Consider the following 21,525-nt stretch of genomic DNA (forward strand, 5'->3'; position numbering starts at 1 on the left):
TCACATCCGGCGCCGGCGTCCGTCATGCCTTGCATCGTCCACCGGAGCCGCCGATGACCACCGCCCAGCTGGAAGCCACCCTGCAACGCGACCTGCCTGCCGCCCGCAACGGCTGCACGCAGTCCTATGGGCGCATCGTGGCGGTCTGCCAGAACACGGTGACGGCGATCGCGCTGGCGATCACCCGTGACGTGCACGCCAGCGAGGACATCGCCCAGGAAGCCTTCATCAAGGCCTGGCAGCAGCTCAACCAGCTCAGCAACACCTCCAGCTTCCTGCCATGGCTGCGGCAGATCACCCGCAATCTGGCCCGCGACTGGCTGCGCGCCAACCGCAACCGCCCGCTCAGCGGTGAGGCGGCCGAGATCGCCATCGGCATGGCAGCCGACCCCTCGCCCAATGGCGCCGACGTACTGATGCGGGTGGAAGAAGAGCTGGCGGCGGCGGAGATCATCTCCGCGCTGCCCGAGGACAGCCGCGAAACCCTGCTGCTGTTCTACCGCGAAGGCCAGAGCTCGCAGCAGGTCGCGCTGCTGCTGGGCCTGAGCGATGCGGCCGTGCGCAAACGCCTGTCGCGCGCCCGCGCCAGTGTGCGCGGGGAGATGCTCAGGCGTTTTGGCGAATTCGCCCGCGCCAGTGCGCCGGGTACGGCGTTCGCGGCAGTCGTCAGTTCGGCGGTGATGTTGGCGGCGCCCGGCACCGCCAGCGCCATTGCCATCGGCAGCATGGCGGGCGCCGGCAAGCTCGGGGCCGGCGGACTGGGCGCCAACACCGTCAGCGGCGGCGCCGCCGGAGGCTCGATCGGTGCCGTCGCCAACAGCTTGATGCACAACCCGCACGACCTCTGGCTGATCGCCGTCGGCATCGGCATCGGCATGCTCACGGCGTGTATTGCCAGCCTGTACCTGCTTCGTTATGCGGAGACCGCCGACGAGCGCGAACGGGTCCGTCGTTTCCTGCGCCTGCACAACGTGACCACCGTGCTGTTCTGCGGCAGCATTCTGGCCGTGGTGGTGCTGAACCTGGGGCTGGCGACAGGCCTGGGCATCATGGCAGCCGGCATGATCGCGTTGAACTACCAGTACCTGGTCACCCTGCCGCGGGTGATGGCACCGATGCTGGCACGCGATGCGGCCCGTCATGGTCGCACTGGACCCAGCTGGGTCTATCGCAGCATGTTCGGCCGCACCGCAATGGTCAGCGCCACCGTGTTCACGGTGGGCGCGGTGTTGTTCTCACTACTGACCAAGTAAGCCAGCGCACGCAGCTGCTGCATTTCCGGCAAGGTTGAACGCCACACACGCAACACCCCCGCTGAGTCCAGCGGGGGTGTTGTCGTTGGTTGCTTGGCCAGTACCTACTTCGCCGCCGGCGTATGCGAAGGCATTGCGCGATGCGCGCCATGCCCGCCACGCGGGCCATCCTTGCGCGACGCCTCCAGCTCGGCCGGGCTCAGCTTGCCGTCCTTGTCGGTATCGGCCTTGGCAAACCATTCGGCGCGACGCTGCTCGGCCCGGGCCACGCGATCGGCCTGGTCGATGTAACCGTCCTTGTTGACATCCAGCTTGTCGAAGTGGGCGCGGTACTCGGCGGCGCTGATACGCCCGTCATTGTCCGCATCCATGCCGCGCATCATGAAGCCGCCATCGCGACCGCCATGATGACGGCCGTGGCGCATGCCATGACGGGGTGCCGGCATCTCATCGCGGGCCAGCTTGCCGTCCTTGTTTTTGTCCAGCGCGTCGAAACGCTGGGCCAGACGCGGATGCGCGGCGGCCTCCTGCCGATCAATCACGCCGTCGCCGTTGGTATCCATCCGCGGCGCCATCGGCTTGGACGGGGCCGGACTGGCGGCCACGGCCAGGCCGGTCACGGAGGTTGCCAGCAACGTGGCCAGCAGGAGAAGGGGCTTGCGTCGGGTCATGGTATGACTCCCTGGGGTGGTGGAACGGACGCGACAGTGCGTCCTCGTTACCGTCAACGCGCGGTGGCCTGCGCCGTTGACCACGAACCGGGCCGTATTCATCACTCAGACAGGCGCAGGATTTGCGACCGCTGGCGGCTATGCTGTGGACATGGCACTGCAAGGCAACCCGAACGAAGAGCTGCGCCTGTTCCAGACAGGAGAGCACCCCTGCGGCTACTGGCCGGACCGGCAGGCCCGCGACCTGGTGCTGGACCCGCAGGACGCCCGGCTCGGGGCGCTGTATCCGACCGCGCTGGGCTGGGGCTTTCGCCGTTCCGGGGATCTGGTCTACCGCCCGCACTGCGCCCACTGCCACGCCTGTGTGCCGGTACGAATTCCGGCAGAACGTTTCCTGGCCGACCGCAGCCAGCGCCGCTGCCTGGCACGCAATGCGGATCTGGAATGCCGGGTGGTGCCGGCCGAACGTACCGAGGAACAGTTCGCGCTGTACCAGCGCTATCTGGGCCAGCGGCATGCCAACGGCGGCATGGACAACCACGGTCCGCACGAGTTCGACCAGTTCCTGATCGGCAGCTGGCCGCACAGCCGGTTCCTGGAAGTCCGCGCCGCCCGGATCGACGATCAGCGCGGACGCCTGCTGGCGGTGGCGGTCACCGATGTCACCGAGCAGGGGCTGTCGGCGGTCTATACCTTCTTCGACCCGGACGAGCAGGCGCGCAGCCTGGGCACCTACGCGATCCTCCAGCAGATCGCGTGGGCACAGCGCGAAGCCCTGCCGCACCTGTACCTGGGCTACTGGATCCGCGGCCACCGCAAGATGGACTACAAACGTCGCTACCAGCCGCTGGAGGCCTATGACGGCCGGCGCTGGGTCGATTTCGGCGCGTTGCCGGACAGCCCCTGACAAACGCCTGACACCTCAACCGGTACACAATAGCGGCATGAAAGCCCATGCCCTGATCGCCGCCGCTGCCCTGCTGTGCAGCGCCTGCGCACAAACCGACGAGCGGACATCCGCGATGCCCGACACCTCCGCCAACCAGTTGCGTCTGGCCACCTACAACACCTCGCTGTATTCGGATGAAACCGGCGGACTGATCCGCCAGTTGCAGGGCGACAGCGCGCATGCGCGCAAGATCGCCGCGGTGCTGCAGCAGACCCGCCCGGATCTGGTGCTGCTCAACGAGTTCGATTTCGACGAGGCCCACCGTGCGGCCGACCTGTTCCAGCAGCGCTATTTGGAAGTCGCCCAGCCTGGCGGCGGCCAGCCGCTGCACTACGCCTACCGCTACCTGGCCCCGGTCAACACCGGCGTGCCCAGCGGGCTGGATCTGGACAACAACGGCGAGATCGGCGGCACCGGCCGCGACCGCGGCAACGATGCCTGGGGCTACGGCCTGCACCCGGGCCAGTACGGCATGCTGGTGCTGTCCCGGTACCCGATCGACGCGGCGGCGGTACGCACTTTCCAGCTGTTGAAGTGGAGCACGATGCCCGGCGCACTGCGCCCGGTCGATCCGGAAAGCGGCGCCCCGTTCTGGAACGATACGGTCTGGTCACAGCTGCGGCTGTCGTCCAAGTCCCACTGGGATGTGCCGGTGAAGACCCCGCTGGGCACCGTGCACGTGCTGGCCTCGCACCCGACTCCGCCGGTGTTCGATGGCAAGGAGAAGCGCAACGCCGCCCGCAACCACGACGAACTGCGGCTGTGGAAGGAATATCTGGATGGCGGCGACAAGCCGTGGCTGTGCGATGACCAGCACCGCTGCGGCGGTCTGGCCGGCGACGCGCGCTTTGTGATCGTCGGTGACCTCAACAATGACCCGGTCGATGGCGATGGCCGCCATGAGGGCATCCTCGAACTGCTCGAACATCCGCGCGTGCTGCGCTACCCCACGCCCAGCAGCAAGGGCGCCGAGGAGACCGGACTGAGGTATGCCGGCAAGGGCCTGCTCCGCCAGGGCGCGCCACAGCATGCCACCGGCGATTTCGGCCCGCGCTCGGGCACAATGCGGCTGGACTATGTGCTGCCCTCGACCGGATTCCAGCACGTGGGCAGCGGCGTGTTCTGGCCGGCCAGCGACCGTCCCGAGGCGAAGATCGCCGATGGCAGCGACCATCACCTGGTCTGGGTCGACGTGCGCTGACCCGCCTCCACCCTGAACAAAAAACGCCGGCAATCGCCGGCGTCTTTCATTGCAACGCCGCGCCTGCTCAGCCGCGCAGCTCGATACCGATCGCCGCCGCCGCGTCGCGCGCGATCGCACGCGCCTGCTCCACATCCGCCGCGCGCGCCAGAGTCACACCGACCCGGCGCTGGCCTTCCACCACCGGCTTGCCGAACAGGCGCAATGCCGAATCCGGATGGACCAGTGCTTCGGCCACATTGCTGAAGAACGGCACGCCATGGCCCTGCGCCAGCAGCGCGCAGGAGGCTGACGCCCCGTAGTGGCGGATGGTCGGGATCGGCAGGCCGAGAATGGCGCGTGCGTGCAGCGCGAATTCGCTCAGCTCCTGCGACACCAGGGTCACCAGTCCGGTATCGTGCGGGCGTGGGGAGACCTCGCTGAACCACACCGCGTCGCCCTTCACGAACAGCTCCACGCCGAACAGGCCCCAGCCGCCCAGATCGTCGGTGATGGCACGGGCGATCTGCTGCGCACTCTCCAGCGCCCTGGCCGACATCGCCTGCGGCTGCCAGCTCTCGCGGTAATCGCCATCCTTCTGCAGATGCCCGACCGGATCGCAGAACGCGGTGCCCCCCGCATGACGCACGGTCAGCAGGGTGATCTCGTAATCGAAATCGATGAAGCCTTCGACGATGCAACGGCCGGCACCGGCGCGGCCGCCGGTCTGCGCGTAGTCCCAGGCCGGGCCGATATCGCCCTCGCTGCGCAGCGTGCTCTGGCCCTTGCCCGAGGACGACATCACCGGCTTGACCACGCACGGCAGGCCGATCGCGGCCACCGCCTCGCGGTACTCGGCCTCGGTATCGACGAAGCGGTACGGCGAGGTCGGCAGGCCCAGGGTTTCGGCCGCCAGCCGGCGGATGCCTTCGCGGTCCATGGTCAGGCGCGCGGCCCGCGCGGTCGGGATCACCCGCAGGCCCTGCGCGGCTTCCAGCTGCACCAGGGTTTCGGTATGGATGGCCTCGATCTCCGGCACCACCAGATGCGGCTGCTCCTGGGCGATCAGCGCCTTCAGCGCGACCGGGTCGAGCATGTCGATGACATGGCTGCGGTGCGCCACCTGCATCGCCGGCGCGTTGGCGTAGCGGTCGGCGGCGATGACCTCCACCCCGAAGCGCTGCAGCTCGATGGCCACTTCCTTGCCCAGTTCGCCGGAACCGAGCAGCAGGACGCGGGTGGCGGACGAAGACAGCGGGGTACCAAGGGTGATCATCAGACGGTTCCGGGAAAGCGCGAAAGAGGGTGCACATTCTAGGCAATCCGGGCGGAAACCGCCCCCGGCGAGCCGTTCCCCGCGCCGCTGCCCGAGGCGTCCGACAGCTCATCAGCAGTGGCAACAGAAACCGCGGCCGTTGGCCCAAACCCAGGCCCGCGCGCCACCGGGTCCCGCTGGAGCAGCACTACGCCCGCCCGCTACCGGCACCCACTTGCATGTTGATATCAATTTGATATCTTTCTATCAAACTACCACGGAAGATGTGCCATGAAAGAGAAGTCGATCGGTTCCCTGTCCGGCATTCCCACCCTGCTCGGCACACTCGCGCTGATGCTGGCGGGCACGGCCGCCATCATTTTCGCCGTGGTGCTGACCAAATCCGGCGTGGGCGGCGGTGGCCTGCTGGTACTGGCCGGCATCGTGCTGGTGAGCCTGGGCCTCTTCCTGAGCTGCGGCCTGTACATGGTGCAGCCGAACCAGGCCGCGGTGCTGAGCCTGTTCGGCAAGTACGTTGGCACGGTCAAGGACAACGGCCTGCGCTGGAACAACCCGTTCTTCACCAAGCGCAAGGTCAGCCAGCGCGTGCGCAATTTCGAGAGCGGCAAGCTCAAGGTCAACGAGCTGGACGGCTCGCCGATCGAGATCGCCGCGGTCATCGTCTGGCAGGTCGTGGACGCCTCCGAGGCGGTCTACAACGTCGACGACTACGAAAGTTTCGTGCATATCCAGTCCGAATCGGCGCTGCGCGCGATGGCCACCAGCTATCCGTACGACCAGCACACCGCTGGCCAGCTCGCGCTGCGCAGCCATGCCGCCGAGATCTCCCAGCACCTGAAAAACGAGCTGGCCGAGCGTCTGGCCGATGCCGGCGTGCAGGTGCTGGACGCCCGCATCAGCCACCTGGCCTACGCCCCGGAAATCGCCCAGGCGATGCTGCAGCGGCAGCAGGCCAGCGCGGTGATCGCCGCCCGCACGCAGATCGTGGCCGGCGCGGTGGGCATGGTCGAAATGGCCCTGCTGGAGCTGCAGAAAAATGCCGTGGTGCAGCTGGACGAGGAACGCAAGGCGCAGATGGTCGGCAACCTGCTCACCGTGCTGTGCTCGGATCGTGGCACCCAGCCGATCGTCAACGCCGGCTCGCTGTACTGAACAACATCCTGAGGTGACCGCAGTGAATGTCTTCGCCCCCCTGATCATCGCCGCCACCGGCATTCCGGCGCTGTGCTTCGCGGTGTGGAGCGGACGCCCCGGCACCGCCCACGCCCGCGGCATCGGCCTGCGCTGGGCGCTGATCGCGCTGTGCCTGTTTGTCGGCGGCATTGGTCTCCACCTGGCCGGCGACCAGCAGACCATCGCCTACGGAGTGATCGTCGCGCTGGTGATCGCGGTCAATGCGCTGGGCATCTCGCTGGTGATGCACCTGCGCCGCGGCGGCGATGGAGCGCCACGCCCGTGAGCGAGAAGAAGGCCTATCCGCTGCGCATCAACGCCGAAGTCCTGGCGGCTGCCCAGCGGTGGGCCGACGACGAGCTGCGCAGTCTCAACGCGCAGATCGAGTACGTGATCCGCGACGCCCTGCGTAAGGCCGGGCGCCTGCCCCGCCCCGCACCGGATGATTCGAATAAGGAGGAGTCATGAGCAAGCAGTGGAAGTATCTGGTCGTCAAAGCCGAAACCAGCATGTGGGGCACGTTCAAGCCCGAGAGCCTGCAGGAGCAGCTGGACAAGCATGGGCGCCAGGGGTGGGAGCTGGTGAACGTGGTCCATGCCCTGCCCACCACTTCCTCGCCCACGCTGGTGTTCAAGAAGGAGCAGTGATGACCAGGCTCAACGCGTGGATTGCGGGAACGCTGCTCGCCTTCTCCAGCACCGCCTTTGCCGCGGACCCGGCCGCGTTGGCCACGCGCCTGCTCGACCAGCTCGATGCCGGCCGGTACAGCACCGCCGAGGCGATGTTCTCGCCGCAGATGAAGGCCGCGGTTCCGGCCGACAGGCTCAAGGCGGTGTGGGAATCGCTGACCGCGCAGCTGGGGGCCGCCGGCAAGCGGGGCGAGGCCCGCACCAGCGAGGAAGGCGGCTATCGCATCGTCATCGTCCCGCTGGACTACGCCAACGGCCAGCTGCAGGCCAGGATCGCATTCGACGAAGACGACCGGATCACCGGCTTTCTGGTTCAACCGGCGGCGCCGCCACCCGCCGCCGCCCCGGCCGCCGATGCCGGTTTCAGCGAACAGGCTTTCAGCGTGCCGGCCCCGCATAGCGCCAAAGCCGCCCTGCCCGGCACGCTGGCACTGCCCAAGGGCCCGGGCCCGTTCCCGGCGGTGGTACTGGTCCATGGCTCCGGCCCGCAGGACCGCGACGAGACCATCGGCCCGAACCGCCCGTTCCTGGATCTCGCCCGCGGCCTGGCCGCGCAGGGGATCGCCGTACTGCGCTACGACAAACGCACTTATGCGCGACCGCAGGAGTTCAACGGCGCTTTCAGCATCGATGATGAGACCACCGACGATGCCGTCGCCGCCGTGGCGGCGCTGGCTGGCAGCCCGCGGATCGATCCCGACCACATCTATGTGCTCGGCCACAGCCAGGGCGGCCTGCTGGCCGGGCGCATCGCCAACGCCAGCGGCAAGATCGCCGGGCTGGTGCTGCTTGCCGCGCCGGCGCGGCCGATCCTCGATCTGCTGGCCGAACAGAACCGCTACATGGCCGGGCTGGACGGCAGCATCAGCACTGCCGAACAGGCGCAGCTGGACGCGCTGACAGCCGCGATCGCCACCGTCCGCGGCGATCCGGATGCCACGTTGATGAACCTGCCCGGGCGCTTCTGGCAGCAACTGGAACAGGTGGACCCCGTTGCCGATGCCCGCAGCACCGCCCTGCCGGTGTTGCTGCTGCAGGGCGGCCGCGACTTCCAGGTGATCGATGCCGACTGGCAGCGTTGGAACCAGGGGCTGCAAGGGGAGCGCTACCAGTTCCGGCATTACCCCACGCTCAACCATCTGGGCATCACCGGCGAAGGCAAAAGCTCACTGGAGGAATACTCCCGGCCCGGCCATGTGGAGCAGGTGCTGATCGGCGACATCGCGCGGTGGATCAAGACCCGGCCATGAGACCGCAGACCCCATCGATTCCAGCGCAGTCCATCCCGCTGGCCGCACCGGCGGCGACGTCCCTGCTGTGGCTGTGGGGTCCCGTGCTGCTGGTGATCTGCATCAACCCGCTGATCCAGCTGTTCGCAGGCAAGCCCCCCGTCACCGCCGCGTTCGCCTCTTGGGGCCCGTTGCTGGTTCTGCCACTGATCACTGCCGGCTTGACCCTGGCCTACCGGCGGCGTCATCTGCAGCTGGATGCCCGGCGGCTGAAGATCGCCAGCACGCTGTACAGCAAGCAGGTGCCGATCAGTGCCATGCGACTGGACCGCGCCCGCGTGGTCGACTTCGACGAGAACCCGGGCTTCAAACCCGCCCTGAAAACCAACGGTTTCCAGATGCCCGGCTTTCGCGCCGGCCACTTCCGGATGAAGGACGGCAGCAAGGGCTTCTGCCTGATCACCGACAACCACCGCGTACTGGTGCTGCCCCTGCGCGATGGCAGCAGCGTGCTGCTCAGCCCGGAGCAGCCGCGCGCCCTGCTGGAGGAACTCAAACGGCTGGCCGACAACCTGCCCCGCGCCTAAGCTGCCCCCATGCGCAATGTCCCCCGCCTCCTGATCAACACGCCCGATATCGAGATCTGGCCCGGTGGCCTGCTGCGGGCGCGCAGCAACCACGATGCCCGCCTGCTGTCACAGGCAAGTCACGTGCTGCGCCGCAAGCGCGATGGCCGCTATCTGGCGGTGCAACTGCCGCATGGGCTGATGCCGCTGGTCAGCCGCCTGCAGGCGGAGCCCGGCATCGAACCGGCAATGGTGGCACTGGATGCCACACTGGCAACCCCGGCCCGTGTTCCGCCACCGGAGGGCGAACTTCCACTGCACCAGCTGCAGCAGCGCCTGGACCAGCTCGGCCTGCACAGTACCCGCTACGCCAGCCACACCGGCCTGTGGCTGATCGCCGAACCGGCACACCTGCATCTGGCCGGATTCGACCGCTACCGCCGGCCACTGTGGCTGACCCGTGGCGCCAGCCGTGCCTGGCAGCGCATGCAGCACACCGCCTCCCTTGACGGCATCGCACTGGAGGCGATCTCCGGCTACCGCAGCCATGCCTACCAGCTCGGCATTTTTGAACGCAAGCTGGCGCGCGGCCTGGACGTGGCGCAGATCCTCACCGTCAATGCCGCGCCCGGTTACAGCGAACACCATGGCGGCAACGCGCTGGACATCAGCGCTCCGGACGCGCCGGCGGCCGAGGAGTCGTTCGAACACACCGCCGCCTTCAGCTGGCTGCAGAGACGGGCCGGCGACTTCGGATTCCACATGAGCTATCCGCGCGACAACCCGCACGGCATCGTCTATGAGCCCTGGCACTGGTGCTTCCGCCGCACCACTCCCTGAGCGGCCTCTGGGCGTCGCCGGCACGGGCCTCGCGCCGGCGTGCCACGCCGGCAGTGGCGATGACCACCAGCGATATCGCCCGCCCTGTTCGCAGGCGCCAGCGTCCCCCGTTTTGCGGGGGTAAGCGACGGGCAGGAACAACCCGCCTGCCATCGCCGCGCCCATCCCCTGCATCGTCTGCCGCCAGCATGCAGACTCGCTCGTTGCCAGGAACCGGCCCGCGGGCCGTTGGCGCTGCCGATCGCGCTGACGCCTGAAAACGACCGGCTTTCGCACGTGAGGCTTCGGGGAAATCGGCTATCCGCCACAGAAACAGGATGGCCCAGCTGCGATCCAGGCCCCGGCGCTCGCCCCGGGCCGGCAGTGCGCGCGGCGTGGGCGGCGCTGCGCTCCCGTCCACCCGTTGCACTTTCTTGCCGATGCCACGGCCGTCGATGGGCAGAATATCGGTCCGGCCCAGCGGGAACATCGGCAGCATCGCCACCGCCCAGCCTTGGCTGCCGCGGATCAGACCCAGTCGCCTGATCCAGACCCCAGCGCGGTGATCGCGCAGCAGCTGGGAATGCGCAAAGCCGGGGGCGAACCCGCGTCGACAGCAGGGCCTGGCGTCAGCGCCGCAACGCGGCAATGGCCAGCAGCACCCACCCGCCCATCAGCAACATGCCGCCCGCGGGCGCCAGCCGCGTAGTCCAGCCCGCCAGCACCCCGGCGGCCAGACTGCCGGAAAACAGCAGCACCCCCAGCAGCAGCACGTACAGCGCACTTCGCCCCAGGGTGTTCAGCGAGGCCGGGCCGAGTATCGCCAGCACTGCGCCATGCCCGAACAGGTACAGCGCGGCAGTGTTGAGGTTCGACTGCGCCAGTGGCTCATTGAGCCCATGTGACGCGTAGGCCGAAAGACCGATGGCCAGCGCCGCCAGCAGCCCGCCACTGAACGCCAGGAAAGAAGATTTGCGCGCACGTCGTTCCAGCCCCAGCATCATTCCACTTCTCCACTTGCGCCTTGGCGCGGCTCAAAAAAAAACGCGCCGCAAGAAGCGGCGCGTTTCAGGGCAGATCAGTTCATCCGCTGTGACAGCGAATTACTTCACCGACCAGTAAACGTCATACGTACCGTCAGTGGTGAACGCCTTGTCGACGCCTCCCTTCCAGGATTCGTACGGACGGTCGATCACTTCGTTGCCGTGGGTGGTCGCCCAGGCACGCAGTGCGTTGCGCGCGATATCCAGGCCCGCCATGTGACCGGCGTAGGAAGCGAAGGACGAACGGTGCGCCGGAACGTGCGAATACGTCACCGGGTTGCCGGCCGGAATCTTCACGTTCAACTTGCCGTCGGTCGCAGCCACCGCGGCCGGAGCTTCGATCTTGGCAGCATCACCTTCCTGCTTGTCGGCAGCGGCGGCGGCACCACTCTTCTTGCGGACCGGCTGGGCCACGTCGAAGGCGTACTTGTCAGCGGCAAAGTCGGTGGTGACGATGCGCACCGGACCGGCAGCTTCCAGGCCATTGGCCTCCATCGTGCGCTTGATCCATTCCTGGTTGTCCTGGATGGACTTGCGGATGGTGTCGTTGTTGCGATCGATGTTGCCGGCATTGACGACCAGCAGATCCTCGGCCGGAACGTCAACGATCTTCAGATCGGTCAACGGGGCTTCGGCAGCGCGGTAGTCGACGTTCGGCACCGTCGCCAGCATGTTGGCCATGCGTGACAGACCCAGCTTGACGTCATCACCGATATGGCGGCTCACGTACAGGCCAGCGTAACGACCAAACAGGTCCATGCCGTACTTGACGGAGTAGTCCTGGGTGATCTTGACGTTGCGGTCGTTCTTGCCGGTCGGCTCAAGAGTGAAGGTGGTGACCTTGTCGTGGCCCCGGGTCGGGTCCTCGATGGCGATACGCACCAGCTTGTTCTTTTCGCTTTCCTTGATTTCCCAGCTGCCGCTACCCAGCGCGCTGTCCTTGGAGCTGTAATCCAGGCGGGCACCGACGCCGGCCTCCGGACCGCTGAGCTTCAGTTCCATGCCCTTGTCGCGCAGCACCAGCGGATTCCAGTCCTTGAAACGGCGCAGGCTGTTGACCGTGTCATACACGATCGTCATCTTGCGGTTGGTTTCGATGCTTTCAGAAATATGGCGCTCGCCCGGCAGGCACACGCCAATGATGACGAACAGGCCAGCCACGATCCCCAGGGCAATCAGGAACTCGATAATACGGGTCATTCAGAGAGTCTCCGTGGCCGATCCCACGGCCGGGTTGATTGAAGCGAAGCCCCCATCCTATCAGGCTTTGCGCAGGTTGTTGACTGAATTGACGCACCGGTTTCCCTGCCTGGTACGGAACATGGGTTGAGGGCTGCAAAGCGCGGCGTTCCGCTCCCGGATCAGGAGCCCCGCCACCTGCGGACCCGACACGGCCGAGGGCCGGTTGCGGCTATTTTCCATCCTCACCGGACCCTAACGCCAGCACGGAAACCGGCCGGGCCCGATTTTTCACTCCCACCACTTCAGACCAGCTGGAGTTCGAAGGCTTTGAGCACCGCCCGCGTGCGGTCGCGCACCCCCAGCTTGGACAGGATGTTGGACACGTGGTTCTTGATGGTGCCTTCGGCCACGCCCAGCGAGTTGGCGATCTCCTTGTTGGAGAAGCCGCTGGCCATCAGCCGCAGGATTTCGGTCTCGCGGTCGGTGAGCGGATCGGGCCGGTCCAGGCTGACAAATTCGTTGCGCATGTGCTCCAGCCCCGACAGCAGCCGCTGGGTGACGGCCGGCTGCACCAGCGAGCCGCCATCGGCGACAGTGCGGATCGCACCGACCAGCTGCTCCAGGGTCACATCCTTGAGCAGATAGCCCTTGGCCCCGGCCTTGAGCCCGGCCAGCACCAGCTGGTCGTCATCGAAGGTCGTCAGGATGATCGCCGGCGGCAACTGGCCCAGCCGCGACAGCGTCTGCAGCGCCTCCAGGCCGGACATCACCGGCATGCGCATGTCCATCAGCACCACATCGGGCGCGACCTGCGGAATGATCTCCACCGCCTGGCGGCCATCGGTGGCCTCGGCCACCACCTCGATACTGTCATCCAGCGCCAGCAGCGAACGGATGCCCTGCCGTACCAGGGTTTGGTCATCGACCAGGCAGACACGGATCATCAACTCACTCCTTGGGGCCCGGAGGCCAGCATCATATTGGTTACGCCCGGCAATGAGGCGCGAAGACGGAAGCCCTCACCGCGCCGCATGGACACCTCCAGCGCCCCCCCATATTGAACCAGGCGCTCACGCATGCCACGCAGACCGTTGCCCGGCAGTATCTCGTCCACCTCGCCACCGATCCCGTCATCATGCGCGACGATCACGACCTGGCCATCTTCCCGATGGACCCGGATCCACAGGTTGCGGGCACCGGCGTGGCGCACCGCGTTGGTGATGATCTCCTGGGTACAGCGCAGCAGCACATGGGCGCGCTCGGGGTCCTCCACGTTCAACGGCTCGTCCATCTCCAGATGGATGTCCAGCGAGGGCACCCGCTCGGTCAGCGGCCGCAGCGCCGCCGCCAGATCGATCGCGCCGCTCTCCCGCAGCTGGCTCACAGCTTCGCGCACGTCGGTCAACAACAGTTTGGCCAGCGTATGCGCCTGACGGACATGCTCCTGGGCCTGGCCCTCGGTGATATGTCCGGCCACCTCCAGATTCAGGCTCAGCGCGGTCAGGTGGTGGCCCAGCAGATCATGCAGCTCGCGCGAGATGCGGGTGCGCTCATTGACCCGGGCGCTTTCGGCCAGCAATAGACGGGTGGCCCGCAGCTCCGCATTCAGCCGGCGCTGCTCCTCCCGCGCCTGGGTCTGCTGGCGCGCCACCAGGCTGGTGACGAACAGGAACATGGAGAAACCGCCGTACAGCAGCGACTGCAGCAGGGCCTCGAACAACGGCAGGCCGAGGATCAGGTTGTAGACCGGGAACACCGCCAACTGGCTCAGGACCAGCCAGACGATCCCCACCCGCTTGCTCAGCAGCCACGGAATCACCCCGGCGGCCACCATCATCAGGATGCTGCCCAGGCCGGTGGCCGAGAGATAACTCACCGCCAGCGCCGAAACCGTCAGCACCAGCAGCACCGTGCGGTCATACCAGTTGGTATGGCCGGAGGCTTTCAGCCCGCGGGTGAGCCAGAAGTAGCAACCGCCGAACACCAGATAGGCCACAAACAGCCATGCCGCCTCTCCGGCCGCCGGCTGCGCCACGCCCTCCTCCGGCGCGTACTGGGTGTAGATCAACGGCAGGCTGACCAGCGCCCAGGTGAAAAGGCCGGCCAGGCGGAGAACGCGGGTGTGGCTGAGGTATCCCAACATCCCGGCATAGTAAGGATATGCGGCAGGTTGCGCCCTCCCTCGGAAGTCATGCCCGCGTCGGCTCGCCCGGCTCCGGCCACCCATGCGATAATTGGCCGCACAGCCTCCACAGGCCGACCGTTTTACCCCACGGAGTCACAATGTCGATTGTCATCCGCGACGTGCTCGAGCATGAGCTCGATTCCGTTCTGGCACTGAACAACAATGCCGGCTTGGCGATCCTCCCGCTGGACGCGGCAAAACTCCGCCGTTTCTACGAAACCGCCGAATATTTCCGGGTGGCCGAGCGCGATGGCAACCTGGCCGGGTTCCTGGTCGGCTATGGCAGCGGCAGCGCCCATGACAGCTGCAACTACGCGTGGTTCCAGCAGCGCTATCCCAGCTTTTTCTATATCGACCGCATCGTGGTGGCCAGCCGTCGCCGTGGCGGTGGCGTGGGCCGCGCGTTCTATGCCGATGCGCAGAGCTATGCGGAACTTCGCTATCCACAGATGGCCTGCGAGGTGTTCCTGGACCATGGCGCCGACGCCGCACTGCTGTTCCATGGCAGTTTCGGCTTCCGCGAAGTCGGCCAGAACACCATGCCCGACGTGGACGTGCGCACCAGCATGCTGCTCAAGGACCTGTGCAGCTACGAATGGGTGCATCAAACCTATGGCGACAACCTGCCCGACGTACCGTGGGTAGGCCACACACGCCGACCGCTGCAGCAGCGGCCGACGGGAACTTGAGATGGCAGTGAATTTGGATTTCGAACAGGCGGGTGAACTGAAAATCGGGCAGGTCGGCATTGCCAACCTGCGCATCCGCACCCTGGATGTGGAGCGCCTGAGCCAGGAAATGCGCGATCGCGTCACCCGCGCCCCGAAGCTGTTCGGGCGCGCGGCGGTGATTCTGGATTTCGGCGGGCTCAGCCAGGTGCCGGATCTGGCGACCGCACAGGCCCTGTTGAACGGACTGCGTGAGGCTGGCGTGCTGCCGGTGGCATTGGCCTATGGCACCCAGGACACCGAAGTGCTGGCCCAGCAGCTGGGGCTGCCCCTGCTGGCCAAGTTCCGCGCCCAGTACGAGCGCGCCGATGCCGAACCGGCCGCAGCGCCCGCGCCGCAACGCCGTGCGCCGGAACCGGTGCCTGCAGCGCCCGTCCCCGCCGCAGCGCCGGCGCAGCCAGGACGCATGCAACTGGGCACGGTCCGCTCGGGCCAGCAGCTGTATGCCGAAAACTGCGACCTGACTGTACTTTCAACCGTGGGTGCCGGTGCCGAGGTGATCGCCGACGGCAGCATCCATATCTACGGTACGCTGCGCGGCCGGGCATTGGCCGGCGCGCAAGGCAACACCGCGGCACGCATTTTCTGCCGCGACTTCCACGCTGAACTGGTCGCCATTGCTGGACGTTATAAGGTGCTGGACGATATTCCCGACACCCTGCGCGGCAAAGCCGTGCAGGTGTGGCTGGAACAGGACCAGATCATGATTGCCGCGCTGGATTGACGCGGCCCAAAACGAATACCCAGGAGAAGTCCTTTGGCTGAAATCATCGTAGTCACCTCCGGCAAAGGCGGCGTCGGCAAGACCACCTCCAGCGCCAGCCTCGCCTGCGGGCTCGCCCGTCGCGGCAAGAAAGTCGCCGTCATCGACTTCGACGTGGGCCTGCGCAACCTTGACCTGATCATGGGCTGCGAGCGCCGCGTGGTGTACGACTTCGTCAACGTTGTCCACGGCGAAGCCACACTGAAGCAGGCCATGATCAAGGACAAGCGCTTTGACAACCTGTACGTGCTGGCCGCCTCGCAGACCCGCGACAAGGACGCACTGAACAAGGAAGGCGTGGAGAAGGTCCTCAAGGACCTGGCGGCCGACGGCTTCGATTTCATCATCTGCGACTCGCCGGCCGGCATCGAGAAGGGCGCCTTCCTGGCGATGTACTTCGCCGACCGCGCCGTGGTGGTGGTCAACCCGGAAGTGTCGTCGGTGCGCGACTCGGACCGCATCATCGGCCTGCTCGACTCCAAGACCGCCCGCGCCGAAGCCGGCAAGGACGTCCCGGCCTACCTGCTGCTGACGCGCTACAGCGCGCCGCGCGTGGAGACCGGCGAGATGCTCAGCATTGCCGACGTGGAGGAAGTGCTGGGCCTGAAAGCCATTGGTGTCATTCCCGAGTCCGGCGACGTGCTCAATGCCTCCAACAAGGGCGAACCGGTGATCCTGGACAGCGAATCCCCGGCCGGCCAGGCCTACGAGGACGCGGTCAGCCGCATCCTTGGCGAGGAGCGCCCGATGCGCTTCATTTCGGTTGAGAAAAAGGGCTTCTTCAGCAAGCTGTTTGGAGGATAAGCATGGGACTGCTCGACTTCCTGAAACAGAAGAAGAACACCGCCGAAACCGCGAAAAACCGCCTGCAGATCATCATCGCGCAGGAACGCAGCACCCGTGGCGGCCCCGACTACCTGCCACTGCTGCAGCGTGAACTGCTGGAAGTGATCAAGAAGTACGTCAATATCGACGCCGATGCGGTCAAGGTCGACCTGGTCAAGGATGGCGCCAACGACGTGCTCGACATCTCCGTCGCCCTGCCTGACGACAAGTGATCTGCACCCGGCGGCGCTGGCCGCCGGGAGTGTGCCTTCCGTGAACCCCTCCCCCCTCTCCGGGCCAGACGTGGCCGTGACCTGTGTCGGCGATATCCAGTGGGGCGATGCCGTCGCGCTGCTGGCCGGCCATGGCCTGCGCCTGAACCATATCGCCGCCGGCGAGACGATCCCGGGCAGCTACTGGGGCGAGCCGGAAGCCGGCATCATCGGCAGCGAGGTGTACGTGCGCGATGACACTCCCGTGCATTCGATGTTGCACGAGGCCTGCCATCTGATCGTGCTGCCGCCGGAGCGTCGCGCCCAGGTGCATACCGACGCCACCGATTCGGTGGCCGAGGAAGATGCCACCTGCTATCTGCAGATCGTGCTGGCCGGACAGCTGCCCGGCGTCGGCAGCGCGCGCCTGATGGCCGACATGGATACGTGGGGGTACACGTATCGACTGGGATCGACCCGGGCGTGGTTCGAGCAGGATGCCGAAGACGCCAGGGCGTGGCTGATCGAACGCGGATTGCTGGACGCGTAAAACCGCCCCACACCCCGCTAAAACATGGCGCGCGGCCACGAGCCACGCCGCACCGGCGCTGCACCATGAGCCCGTTGCGGTTCGCGCAGGATGGCCAGGAACTCCAGGCGCAGCTGATCGGACCCCGCTTGCCTGCCGCGCAAAGCCACCGCCTCGGCCAGACGCGGGCGCGTGGCGAGGCGATGGACTCTATCGGCGCGTCGCGGTCAGTGTGGCGCCCGCGCCGGCTGCGATGCGCGCATATCCAGCACCACGCGGGTGCCGCGCTCCGGCTGCGAGTGGATATCCAGCGTCCAGCCCAGGTGGCCGCACAGTCGCGCAATCAGATCCAGCCCGATGCCCGCGCTCGGATCGCGCTCGCCACGGGCCAGCCGCGCGTACAGCTGCGCGACCTCTTCCGGACTCATGCCGTGGCCCGGATCTTCAATGGTGACCAGCGCCTGCGCAGAAACACCCAGGCGGATCACGCCACGGTCGCTGTTCTCGATCGCGTTGCGCAGCAGGTTGCCGATCGCCGCCTGCACCACGCCCAGCGGCGCCAGGATCTGGCACGGCTCGGCCTGCACCAGTTGCAGCTGCAGCTCCTTGCCATTGGCCAGATGGCGATGGTCTTCGATGATCTCCGGCACCAGCTGCTCCAGCGCCAGCAGTTCGCTCATCGCCGCCAGCCGGGCCGGATCGCGCGCCAGCACCAGCAGCAGCTGGATCAGCTGCTCGACGCCGGATGCGGTGCCACGGATGCGCTGCAGCTGCTGGCGTGCCCGCGCCGGCAACTGCGGCTGTTCCAGGGCCAGTTCGGCGGCACCGGTGATGACGGCGATGGGCGTGCGCAGTTCGTGGCTGGCGGTGCTGATGAACATCCGCTCGCGCTCGACGAAATGCTCGTTGCGCTGCAGATAGTCGTTCAGCGCGCCGGCGATCACTTCCAGCTCGGCACTGCCCCGCTTGTCGACCTGCACCTGCTGGCCACGCCGCTCCGGACGCAGGTGGCCGATGTCCTGGGCCAGGACCGACAACGGCCGCACCAGCCGGTTCATGCCTACCCAGGCCATCAGCAAGGTGACCAGCAGCAGCGCCACGCCCGCCAGCAGCGCCCAGCGGGTGACGAAATGCTCCAGCGCCGCGAAATCGGTGATGTCCAGCACCAGCATCACGCGGCCGAAATCATCGGTGTCGCGCACCATCGCCGCCGCGTTCCGGCCGGCCAGCAGCGCGCCGTCATGCAGACCCGGCGTCAGATGCGCCAGTGTTTCCGGAATGCCCTTTTCATCGTGCTCGCGGAACAGGTGCAAGGTGTCCGAATCCTGCCAGCGATAGTCCGGATCGCTGCGCATGTGGCCGATGACACTGTCCAGCTCGGTGTTCAGCAGCGCGCGCCACACCGCATGTTCGGCCCGCTCATGCACATAGTTGGCCGCGCTGAACACCGCCAGCGTCACCAGCGCCACATACACCGCCAGCCAGCCCAGCAATTTGCGCCGCAGCGTGGGCCGGGTCACGACGGGAGGCTGCCGGTCGCCGGTGCCGACAGCCGATAACCCACACGCGGCAGGGTGTGCAGCAGCTTCTGCTCGAACGGACCATCCACCGCACGCCGCAGCTCGTAGATATGCGAGCGCAGCATGTCGCCATCGGGCGGTTCCTCGCCCCACAGCGCGTATTCGAGCTGGTCGCGCGTCACCGCCGCGGGACTGGCGCGCATCAGCACTTCCAGCAATTTGCGGCAGGCCGGATACAGGTGCAGCACCTGGCCGCCGCGCCGGGCCTCCAGCGTGCCCAGGTCCAGCCGCAGATCGTGCACTTCCAGCACCTTGCGCGGATTGCGCCCCCGCATGCGCGCGAGCACCGCATCCAGCCGCACCTCCAGCTCGGGCAGCGCGAAGGGTTTGGTCAGATAGTCGTCGGCACCGGCACGGAAGCCGGCAATCTTGTCCGGCAGCTCGTCACGCGCGGTGAGCATGATCACAGGCACCTCGGAGCGGTGCTCCTCGCGCAGCTTGCGCAGCACCTCCGGCCCCTCCATGCGCGGCAGCATCCAGTCCAGCAGGATCGCGTCGTAGGACTGGGTTATCGCCAGATGCAGGCCGGTGACGCCGTCCGGGGCCACGTCCAGCACATGCCCGCGCGCCTCGAAGTACTCGAACAGGTTGGCGATCAGGTTGCGATTGTCTTCGATGACCAGCAGCCGCATGGGCGGAACCTTTGCAAAGCCCCGCCAGCGGCGGGTATCGGCCGATATCGTAGACGCGGGGTGGTCAGAATGTCGTCGAAACAGGTAACAATGGTTGCGACACGCTTCCCACGTCGTCCCCGCGATCATCGCGCCTGTCCTTCCGAGAACGAGTCGCCCGTGCGCCCGACACCTTCCCGCTCCTCCCCGAATTCCCTGTGGTTTGTGATGCTGATGGCGCTGGTGGTGGCCAGCCTGGTGGCCGGGCTGGGCATGCGCTCACCCAGCCCGCCCGACGAGCCGCGCTTCGTGCTGGCGGCGCGGCATATGGTCGAGACCGGGCAATGGCTGCTGCCCCATCGCGGCAGCGAGCTGTACGCGGAGAAGCCGGCCACCTTCATGTGGCTGCAGGCGGCAACCTACAAAGTGCTCGGCGACTGGAACCTGTCCTTCCTGGTGCCCTCGCTGCTGGCCGCGCTGCTGACCCTGTGGCTGACCTGGGACCTGTCGCGGCGGCTGTGGAACCGGCAGGTCGCGCGCTATACGGTGCTGGCGCTGTTTGTCTGCATCCAGTTCGGATTGATGGCCAAGCGCGCACAGATCGACATGGTGCTGGTGGGCATGACCACGCTGGCGCTGTGGGGGCTGATGCGGCACCTGCTGCTGGGCCCGAACTGGGGCGCCTTCGCCCTGGCCTGCTTTGCCGCCGGCGTGGGCACAGTGACCAAGGGCGTGGGCTTCCTGCCCTTGCTGATCCTGCTGCCGTGGGCGCTCTGGCGCTGGCGCCATCCGCAGGCTGCGGGCCCGGGCCGCAGCTGGAACTGGTGGCTGCTGCTGCCGATGTTCCTGCTCGGCACGGCGGTGTGGCTGGCCCCGCTGGGCATCGCGCTGTTGAACAATCCCGATCCGGCATTGAAGGCCTACGCGCACGAGCTGCTGTTCAAGCAGACCGGCACCCGCTACACCTCGGCCTGGCACCACACCCAGCCGGCCTGGTACTACCTGCAGGTGATCGCCACGATGTGGCTGCCGGGCAGCCTGCTGCTGCCATGGCTGGTCCCGGCCTGGTGGCGCCGCTGCCGCCGCGCCGATCCGCGCTATGTACTGTTGCTGGGCTGGGCGCTGCTGGTGCTGCTGTTCTTCAGCGCCAGCCCGGGCAAACGCGAGGTCTACATCCTGCCGATGCTGCCCGCACTGGCCGTGGCCGCCGCACCGCTGCTGGCCGGGCTGCTGCGCCGCACCGGCGTGCGCTGGCTGCTGCTGGGCTATGTGGTCCTGCTGGCCGTGGCGATGCTGGTGATCGGCTATGGCGCGGTGCATGGCGATGGCTGGGCCCAGCGCAACGCGGCCAGGCGGGCGATCGACCTGTCGGTGCTGCCAACGGTCGGCGGGTGGCTGATCGGCGTCGGCGCGGCCTGCCTGCTGCTGGCCATCACCCTGCGCCTGCGCCGGGCGGGTCTGGCGGTGGTGCTGACCACGGTGCTGCTGTGGTCGATGTACGGGCTGGGCGCGATGCCGGCGCTGGATCCCTACAGCTCCGCCTCGAAGGTGATGGACAAGGTGCGCGTGCGCATCGGCCCGGAGGCCGAGCTGGGCATGGTGGCCTGGCGCGAGCAGAACCTGCTGCAGACCGATCCGCAGGCCGCCGATTTCGGTTTCAAGCGCCCGGTGGCCGAGCAGTGGCAGGATGCGGCCCGCTGGGTTGCACAGGATCCACATCGGCGCTGGCTGTTCGTGCTGGACAAGGCGATGAGTCCCTGCGCCGATCGCGCCCAGGTCATCGCCATCGGCAGTGCCAACCGCAACAACTGGCAGCTGCTGCCCGGCACAGCGCTGGATGTGGCCTGCGTCGAAAGAACCCATGGCAGCGTTGACGGGGGCGATACCGCGCCGGACGACGACGGCGACTGAGCCGCGCCCGCCAAACCGGTGCCGGCAAGGACCGGCAACTGTCTTAACGCCTGACAGAATTTCCACATCCTTCCGACCGCATTCCGACATCCGGCGGGACAGCATCGCGCCATCCCATCCGATGGCCCCTGCTGCATGCCCGCCCCCGCCC

24 protein-coding genes are annotated in these 21,525 nt (G+C 67.0%); 16 read left to right on the top strand and 8 right to left on the bottom strand.

Going from position 1 to position 21,525, the window contains the following annotated elements; translation table 11 throughout:
- The first annotated feature begins 53 nt into the window (after positions 1-53).
- Positions 54-1,253 carry an RNA polymerase sigma factor gene (locus tag ARC78_RS11980; protein ID WP_057506387.1) on the top strand — a complete coding sequence of 400 codons (1,200 nt, stop codon included), beginning with the start codon at positions 54-56 and terminating at the stop codon, positions 1,251-1,253.
- A gap of 104 nt (positions 1,254-1,357) precedes the next feature.
- Here the strand turns inward: ARC78_RS11980 and ARC78_RS11985 are convergent, their stop codons facing one another.
- The gene (locus tag ARC78_RS11985; protein ID WP_054660051.1) at positions 1,358-1,924 is read right to left on the bottom strand and encodes an EF-hand domain-containing protein; all 567 of its coding nucleotides are present in this window, start codon (positions 1,922-1,924) and stop codon (positions 1,358-1,360) included.
- 151 nt (positions 1,925-2,075) lie between these two features.
- Here ARC78_RS11985 and ARC78_RS11990 point away from each other — a divergent pair, with 151 nt between their 5' ends.
- Together ARC78_RS11990 and ARC78_RS11995 are read left to right on the top strand one after the other, a co-directional pair.
- Positions 2,076-2,831, top strand: a complete 756-nt coding sequence (locus ARC78_RS11990) for an arginyltransferase (protein WP_054660049.1) — start codon at positions 2,076-2,078, stop codon at positions 2,829-2,831.
- Between the two features lie 37 nt (positions 2,832-2,868).
- Positions 2,869-4,074, top strand: coding sequence for an endonuclease/exonuclease/phosphatase family protein (locus ARC78_RS11995; protein WP_054660047.1), 1,206 nt, complete (start codon positions 2,869-2,871; stop codon positions 4,072-4,074).
- Positions 4,075-4,141: 67 nt separating this feature from the next.
- Here ARC78_RS11995 and purT read toward each other — a convergent pair whose 3' ends face one another.
- Positions 4,142-5,329: a formate-dependent phosphoribosylglycinamide formyltransferase gene (gene purT, locus ARC78_RS12000; RefSeq protein ID WP_057506388.1), complete on the bottom strand. Its 1,188-nt coding sequence runs from the start codon at positions 5,327-5,329 to the stop codon at positions 4,142-4,144.
- A 270-nt stretch (positions 5,330-5,599) separates the two neighbouring features.
- On the opposite strand from purT, the gene ARC78_RS12005 reads away from it, so the two are divergent.
- The 7 genes from ARC78_RS12005 to ARC78_RS12035 are packed head-to-tail and all read left to right on the top strand — an operon-like array spanning position 5,600 to position 9,826.
- Positions 5,600-6,481, top strand: coding sequence for an SPFH domain-containing protein (locus tag ARC78_RS12005; RefSeq protein ID WP_054660378.1), 882 nt, complete (start codon positions 5,600-5,602; stop codon positions 6,479-6,481).
- A gap of 22 nt (positions 6,482-6,503) precedes the next feature.
- Positions 6,504-6,788, top strand: a complete 285-nt coding sequence (locus ARC78_RS12010) for a hypothetical protein (protein ID WP_083468556.1) — start codon at positions 6,504-6,506, stop codon at positions 6,786-6,788.
- On the top strand, positions 6,785-6,970 hold the full coding sequence (locus ARC78_RS12015) for a type II toxin-antitoxin system antitoxin (protein WP_054660374.1): 186 nt from the start codon (positions 6,785-6,787) through the stop codon (positions 6,968-6,970). The genes ARC78_RS12010 and ARC78_RS12015 overlap by 4 nt, the downstream gene beginning before the upstream one ends.
- Positions 6,967-7,149: a DUF4177 domain-containing protein gene (locus tag ARC78_RS12020; protein ID WP_054660372.1), complete on the top strand. Its 183-nt coding sequence runs from the start codon at positions 6,967-6,969 to the stop codon at positions 7,147-7,149. Before ARC78_RS12015 ends, ARC78_RS12020 begins: the two co-directional genes overlap by 4 nt.
- A complete protein-coding gene (locus tag ARC78_RS12025; protein ID WP_057506389.1) occupies positions 7,149-8,441 on the top strand; it encodes an alpha/beta hydrolase in 1,293 nt (430 codons plus the stop codon). The genes ARC78_RS12020 and ARC78_RS12025 overlap by 1 nt, the downstream gene beginning before the upstream one ends.
- Entirely contained in the window at positions 8,438-9,007 is a 570-nt protein-coding gene (locus ARC78_RS12030; RefSeq protein ID WP_083468564.1) for a PH domain-containing protein, read from the top strand. The genes ARC78_RS12025 and ARC78_RS12030 overlap by 4 nt, the downstream gene beginning before the upstream one ends.
- Positions 9,008-9,016: 9 nt before the next feature.
- Positions 9,017-9,826, top strand: a complete 810-nt coding sequence (locus tag ARC78_RS12035; protein ID WP_057506390.1) for a M15 family metallopeptidase — start codon at positions 9,017-9,019, stop codon at positions 9,824-9,826.
- A 608-nt stretch (positions 9,827-10,434) separates the two neighbouring features.
- Here the strand turns inward: ARC78_RS12035 and ARC78_RS12040 are convergent.
- The 4 genes from ARC78_RS12040 to ARC78_RS12055 form a co-directional block, all read right to left on the bottom strand.
- Positions 10,435-10,806 carry a DUF423 domain-containing protein gene (locus ARC78_RS12040; protein ID WP_054659610.1) on the bottom strand — a complete coding sequence of 124 codons (372 nt, stop codon included), beginning with the start codon at positions 10,804-10,806 and terminating at the stop codon, positions 10,435-10,437.
- Positions 10,807-10,908: 102 nt separating this feature from the next.
- A complete protein-coding gene (locus ARC78_RS12045) occupies positions 10,909-12,048 on the bottom strand; it encodes a polyketide cyclase (RefSeq protein ID WP_054659608.1) in 1,140 nt (379 codons plus the stop codon).
- Positions 12,049-12,332: 284 nt separating this feature from the next.
- Positions 12,333-12,974 (bottom strand): response regulator, encoded by a 642-nt coding sequence (locus tag ARC78_RS12050; RefSeq protein WP_054659606.1) that lies wholly within the window; start codon positions 12,972-12,974, stop codon positions 12,333-12,335.
- Entirely contained in the window at positions 12,974-14,173 is a 1,200-nt protein-coding gene (locus tag ARC78_RS12055; RefSeq protein ID WP_054659605.1) for a sensor histidine kinase, read from the bottom strand. The genes ARC78_RS12050 and ARC78_RS12055 overlap by 1 nt, the downstream gene beginning before the upstream one ends.
- A 140-nt stretch (positions 14,174-14,313) precedes the next feature.
- Between ARC78_RS12055 and ARC78_RS12060 the strand changes: the two genes are divergently transcribed.
- Genes ARC78_RS12060 through ARC78_RS12080 form a run of 5 tightly spaced genes read left to right on the top strand, consistent with a single transcriptional unit; the run spans position 14,314 to position 17,293 of the window.
- Positions 14,314-14,904, top strand: a complete 591-nt coding sequence (locus ARC78_RS12060) for a GNAT family N-acetyltransferase (protein ID WP_054659603.1) — start codon at positions 14,314-14,316, stop codon at positions 14,902-14,904.
- 1 nt (position 14,905) lies between these two features.
- Positions 14,906-15,667, top strand: coding sequence for a septum site-determining protein MinC (minC, locus tag ARC78_RS12065; RefSeq protein ID WP_057506391.1), 762 nt, complete (start codon positions 14,906-14,908; stop codon positions 15,665-15,667).
- Between the two features lie 33 nt (positions 15,668-15,700).
- On the top strand, positions 15,701-16,510 hold the full coding sequence (gene minD / locus ARC78_RS12070; RefSeq protein WP_054659532.1) for a septum site-determining protein MinD: 810 nt from the start codon (positions 15,701-15,703) through the stop codon (positions 16,508-16,510).
- 2 nt (positions 16,511-16,512) lie between these two features.
- Positions 16,513-16,764, top strand: coding sequence for a cell division topological specificity factor MinE (gene minE, locus ARC78_RS12075; RefSeq protein WP_054659534.1), 252 nt, complete (start codon positions 16,513-16,515; stop codon positions 16,762-16,764).
- Positions 16,712-17,293, top strand: coding sequence for a hypothetical protein (locus tag ARC78_RS12080; protein WP_425478344.1), 582 nt, complete (start codon positions 16,712-16,714; stop codon positions 17,291-17,293). The genes minE and ARC78_RS12080 overlap by 53 nt, the downstream gene beginning before the upstream one ends.
- Before the next feature lie 206 nt (positions 17,294-17,499).
- Here the strand turns inward: ARC78_RS12080 and ARC78_RS12085 are convergent, their stop codons facing one another.
- Both ARC78_RS12085 and ARC78_RS12090 read right to left on the bottom strand, forming a co-directional pair.
- Complete coding sequence (locus ARC78_RS12085; RefSeq protein WP_054659538.1) at positions 17,500-18,792, bottom strand: sensor histidine kinase; 1,293 nt, start codon at positions 18,790-18,792, stop codon at positions 17,500-17,502.
- Positions 18,789-19,484 (bottom strand): response regulator transcription factor, encoded by a 696-nt coding sequence (locus ARC78_RS12090; RefSeq protein WP_054659540.1) that lies wholly within the window; start codon positions 19,482-19,484, stop codon positions 18,789-18,791. Before ARC78_RS12090 ends, ARC78_RS12085 begins: the two co-directional genes overlap by 4 nt.
- Positions 19,485-19,691: 207 nt before the next feature.
- On the opposite strand from ARC78_RS12090, the gene ARC78_RS12095 reads away from it, so the two are divergent.
- A complete protein-coding gene (locus ARC78_RS12095) occupies positions 19,692-21,374 on the top strand; it encodes an ArnT family glycosyltransferase (protein ID WP_057506392.1) in 1,683 nt (560 codons plus the stop codon).
- The last annotated feature ends 151 nt before the right edge of the window (positions 21,375-21,525 follow it).

Source organism: Stenotrophomonas pictorum JCM 9942 (assembly GCF_001431585.1).
Taxonomy (GTDB): Bacteria; Pseudomonadota; Gammaproteobacteria; order Xanthomonadales; family Xanthomonadaceae; genus Stenotrophomonas; species Stenotrophomonas pictorum.

Bases quoted from the DNA above. Each gene is read 5' to 3' on its own strand.
- ARC78_RS11980 (WP_057506387.1), top strand. From the start codon at position 54: ATGACCACCGCCCAGCTGGAAGCCACCCTGCAACGCGACCTGCCTGCC.
- ARC78_RS11985 (WP_054660051.1), bottom strand. From the start codon at position 1,924: ATGACCCGACGCAAGCCCCTTCTCCTGCTGGCCACGTTGCTGGCAACC.
- ARC78_RS11990 (WP_054660049.1), top strand. From the start codon at position 2,076: ATGGCACTGCAAGGCAACCCGAACGAAGAGCTGCGCCTGTTCCAGACA.
- ARC78_RS11995 (WP_054660047.1), top strand. From the start codon at position 2,869: ATGAAAGCCCATGCCCTGATCGCCGCCGCTGCCCTGCTGTGCAGCGCC.
- purT (WP_057506388.1), bottom strand. From the start codon at position 5,329: ATGATCACCCTTGGTACCCCGCTGTCTTCGTCCGCCACCCGCGTCCTG.
- ARC78_RS12005 (WP_054660378.1), top strand. From the start codon at position 5,600: ATGAAAGAGAAGTCGATCGGTTCCCTGTCCGGCATTCCCACCCTGCTC.
- ARC78_RS12020 (WP_054660372.1), top strand. From the start codon at position 6,967: ATGAGCAAGCAGTGGAAGTATCTGGTCGTCAAAGCCGAAACCAGCATG.
- ARC78_RS12025 (WP_057506389.1), top strand. From the start codon at position 7,149: ATGACCAGGCTCAACGCGTGGATTGCGGGAACGCTGCTCGCCTTCTCC.
- ARC78_RS12030 (WP_083468564.1), top strand. From the start codon at position 8,438: ATGAGACCGCAGACCCCATCGATTCCAGCGCAGTCCATCCCGCTGGCC.
- ARC78_RS12035 (WP_057506390.1), top strand. From the start codon at position 9,017: ATGCGCAATGTCCCCCGCCTCCTGATCAACACGCCCGATATCGAGATC.
- ARC78_RS12040 (WP_054659610.1), bottom strand. From the start codon at position 10,806: ATGCTGGGGCTGGAACGACGTGCGCGCAAATCTTCTTTCCTGGCGTTC.
- ARC78_RS12045 (WP_054659608.1), bottom strand. From the start codon at position 12,048: ATGACCCGTATTATCGAGTTCCTGATTGCCCTGGGGATCGTGGCTGGC.
- ARC78_RS12050 (WP_054659606.1), bottom strand. From the start codon at position 12,974: ATGATCCGTGTCTGCCTGGTCGATGACCAAACCCTGGTACGGCAGGGC.
- ARC78_RS12055 (WP_054659605.1), bottom strand. From the start codon at position 14,173: ATGTTGGGATACCTCAGCCACACCCGCGTTCTCCGCCTGGCCGGCCTT.
- ARC78_RS12060 (WP_054659603.1), top strand. From the start codon at position 14,314: ATGTCGATTGTCATCCGCGACGTGCTCGAGCATGAGCTCGATTCCGTT.
- minC (WP_057506391.1), top strand. From the start codon at position 14,906: ATGGCAGTGAATTTGGATTTCGAACAGGCGGGTGAACTGAAAATCGGG.
- minE (WP_054659534.1), top strand. From the start codon at position 16,513: ATGGGACTGCTCGACTTCCTGAAACAGAAGAAGAACACCGCCGAAACC.
- ARC78_RS12080 (WP_425478344.1), top strand. From the start codon at position 16,712: ATGGCGCCAACGACGTGCTCGACATCTCCGTCGCCCTGCCTGACGACA.
- ARC78_RS12090 (WP_054659540.1), bottom strand. From the start codon at position 19,484: ATGCGGCTGCTGGTCATCGAAGACAATCGCAACCTGATCGCCAACCTG.
- ARC78_RS12095 (WP_057506392.1), top strand. From the start codon at position 19,692: ATGCTGATGGCGCTGGTGGTGGCCAGCCTGGTGGCCGGGCTGGGCATG.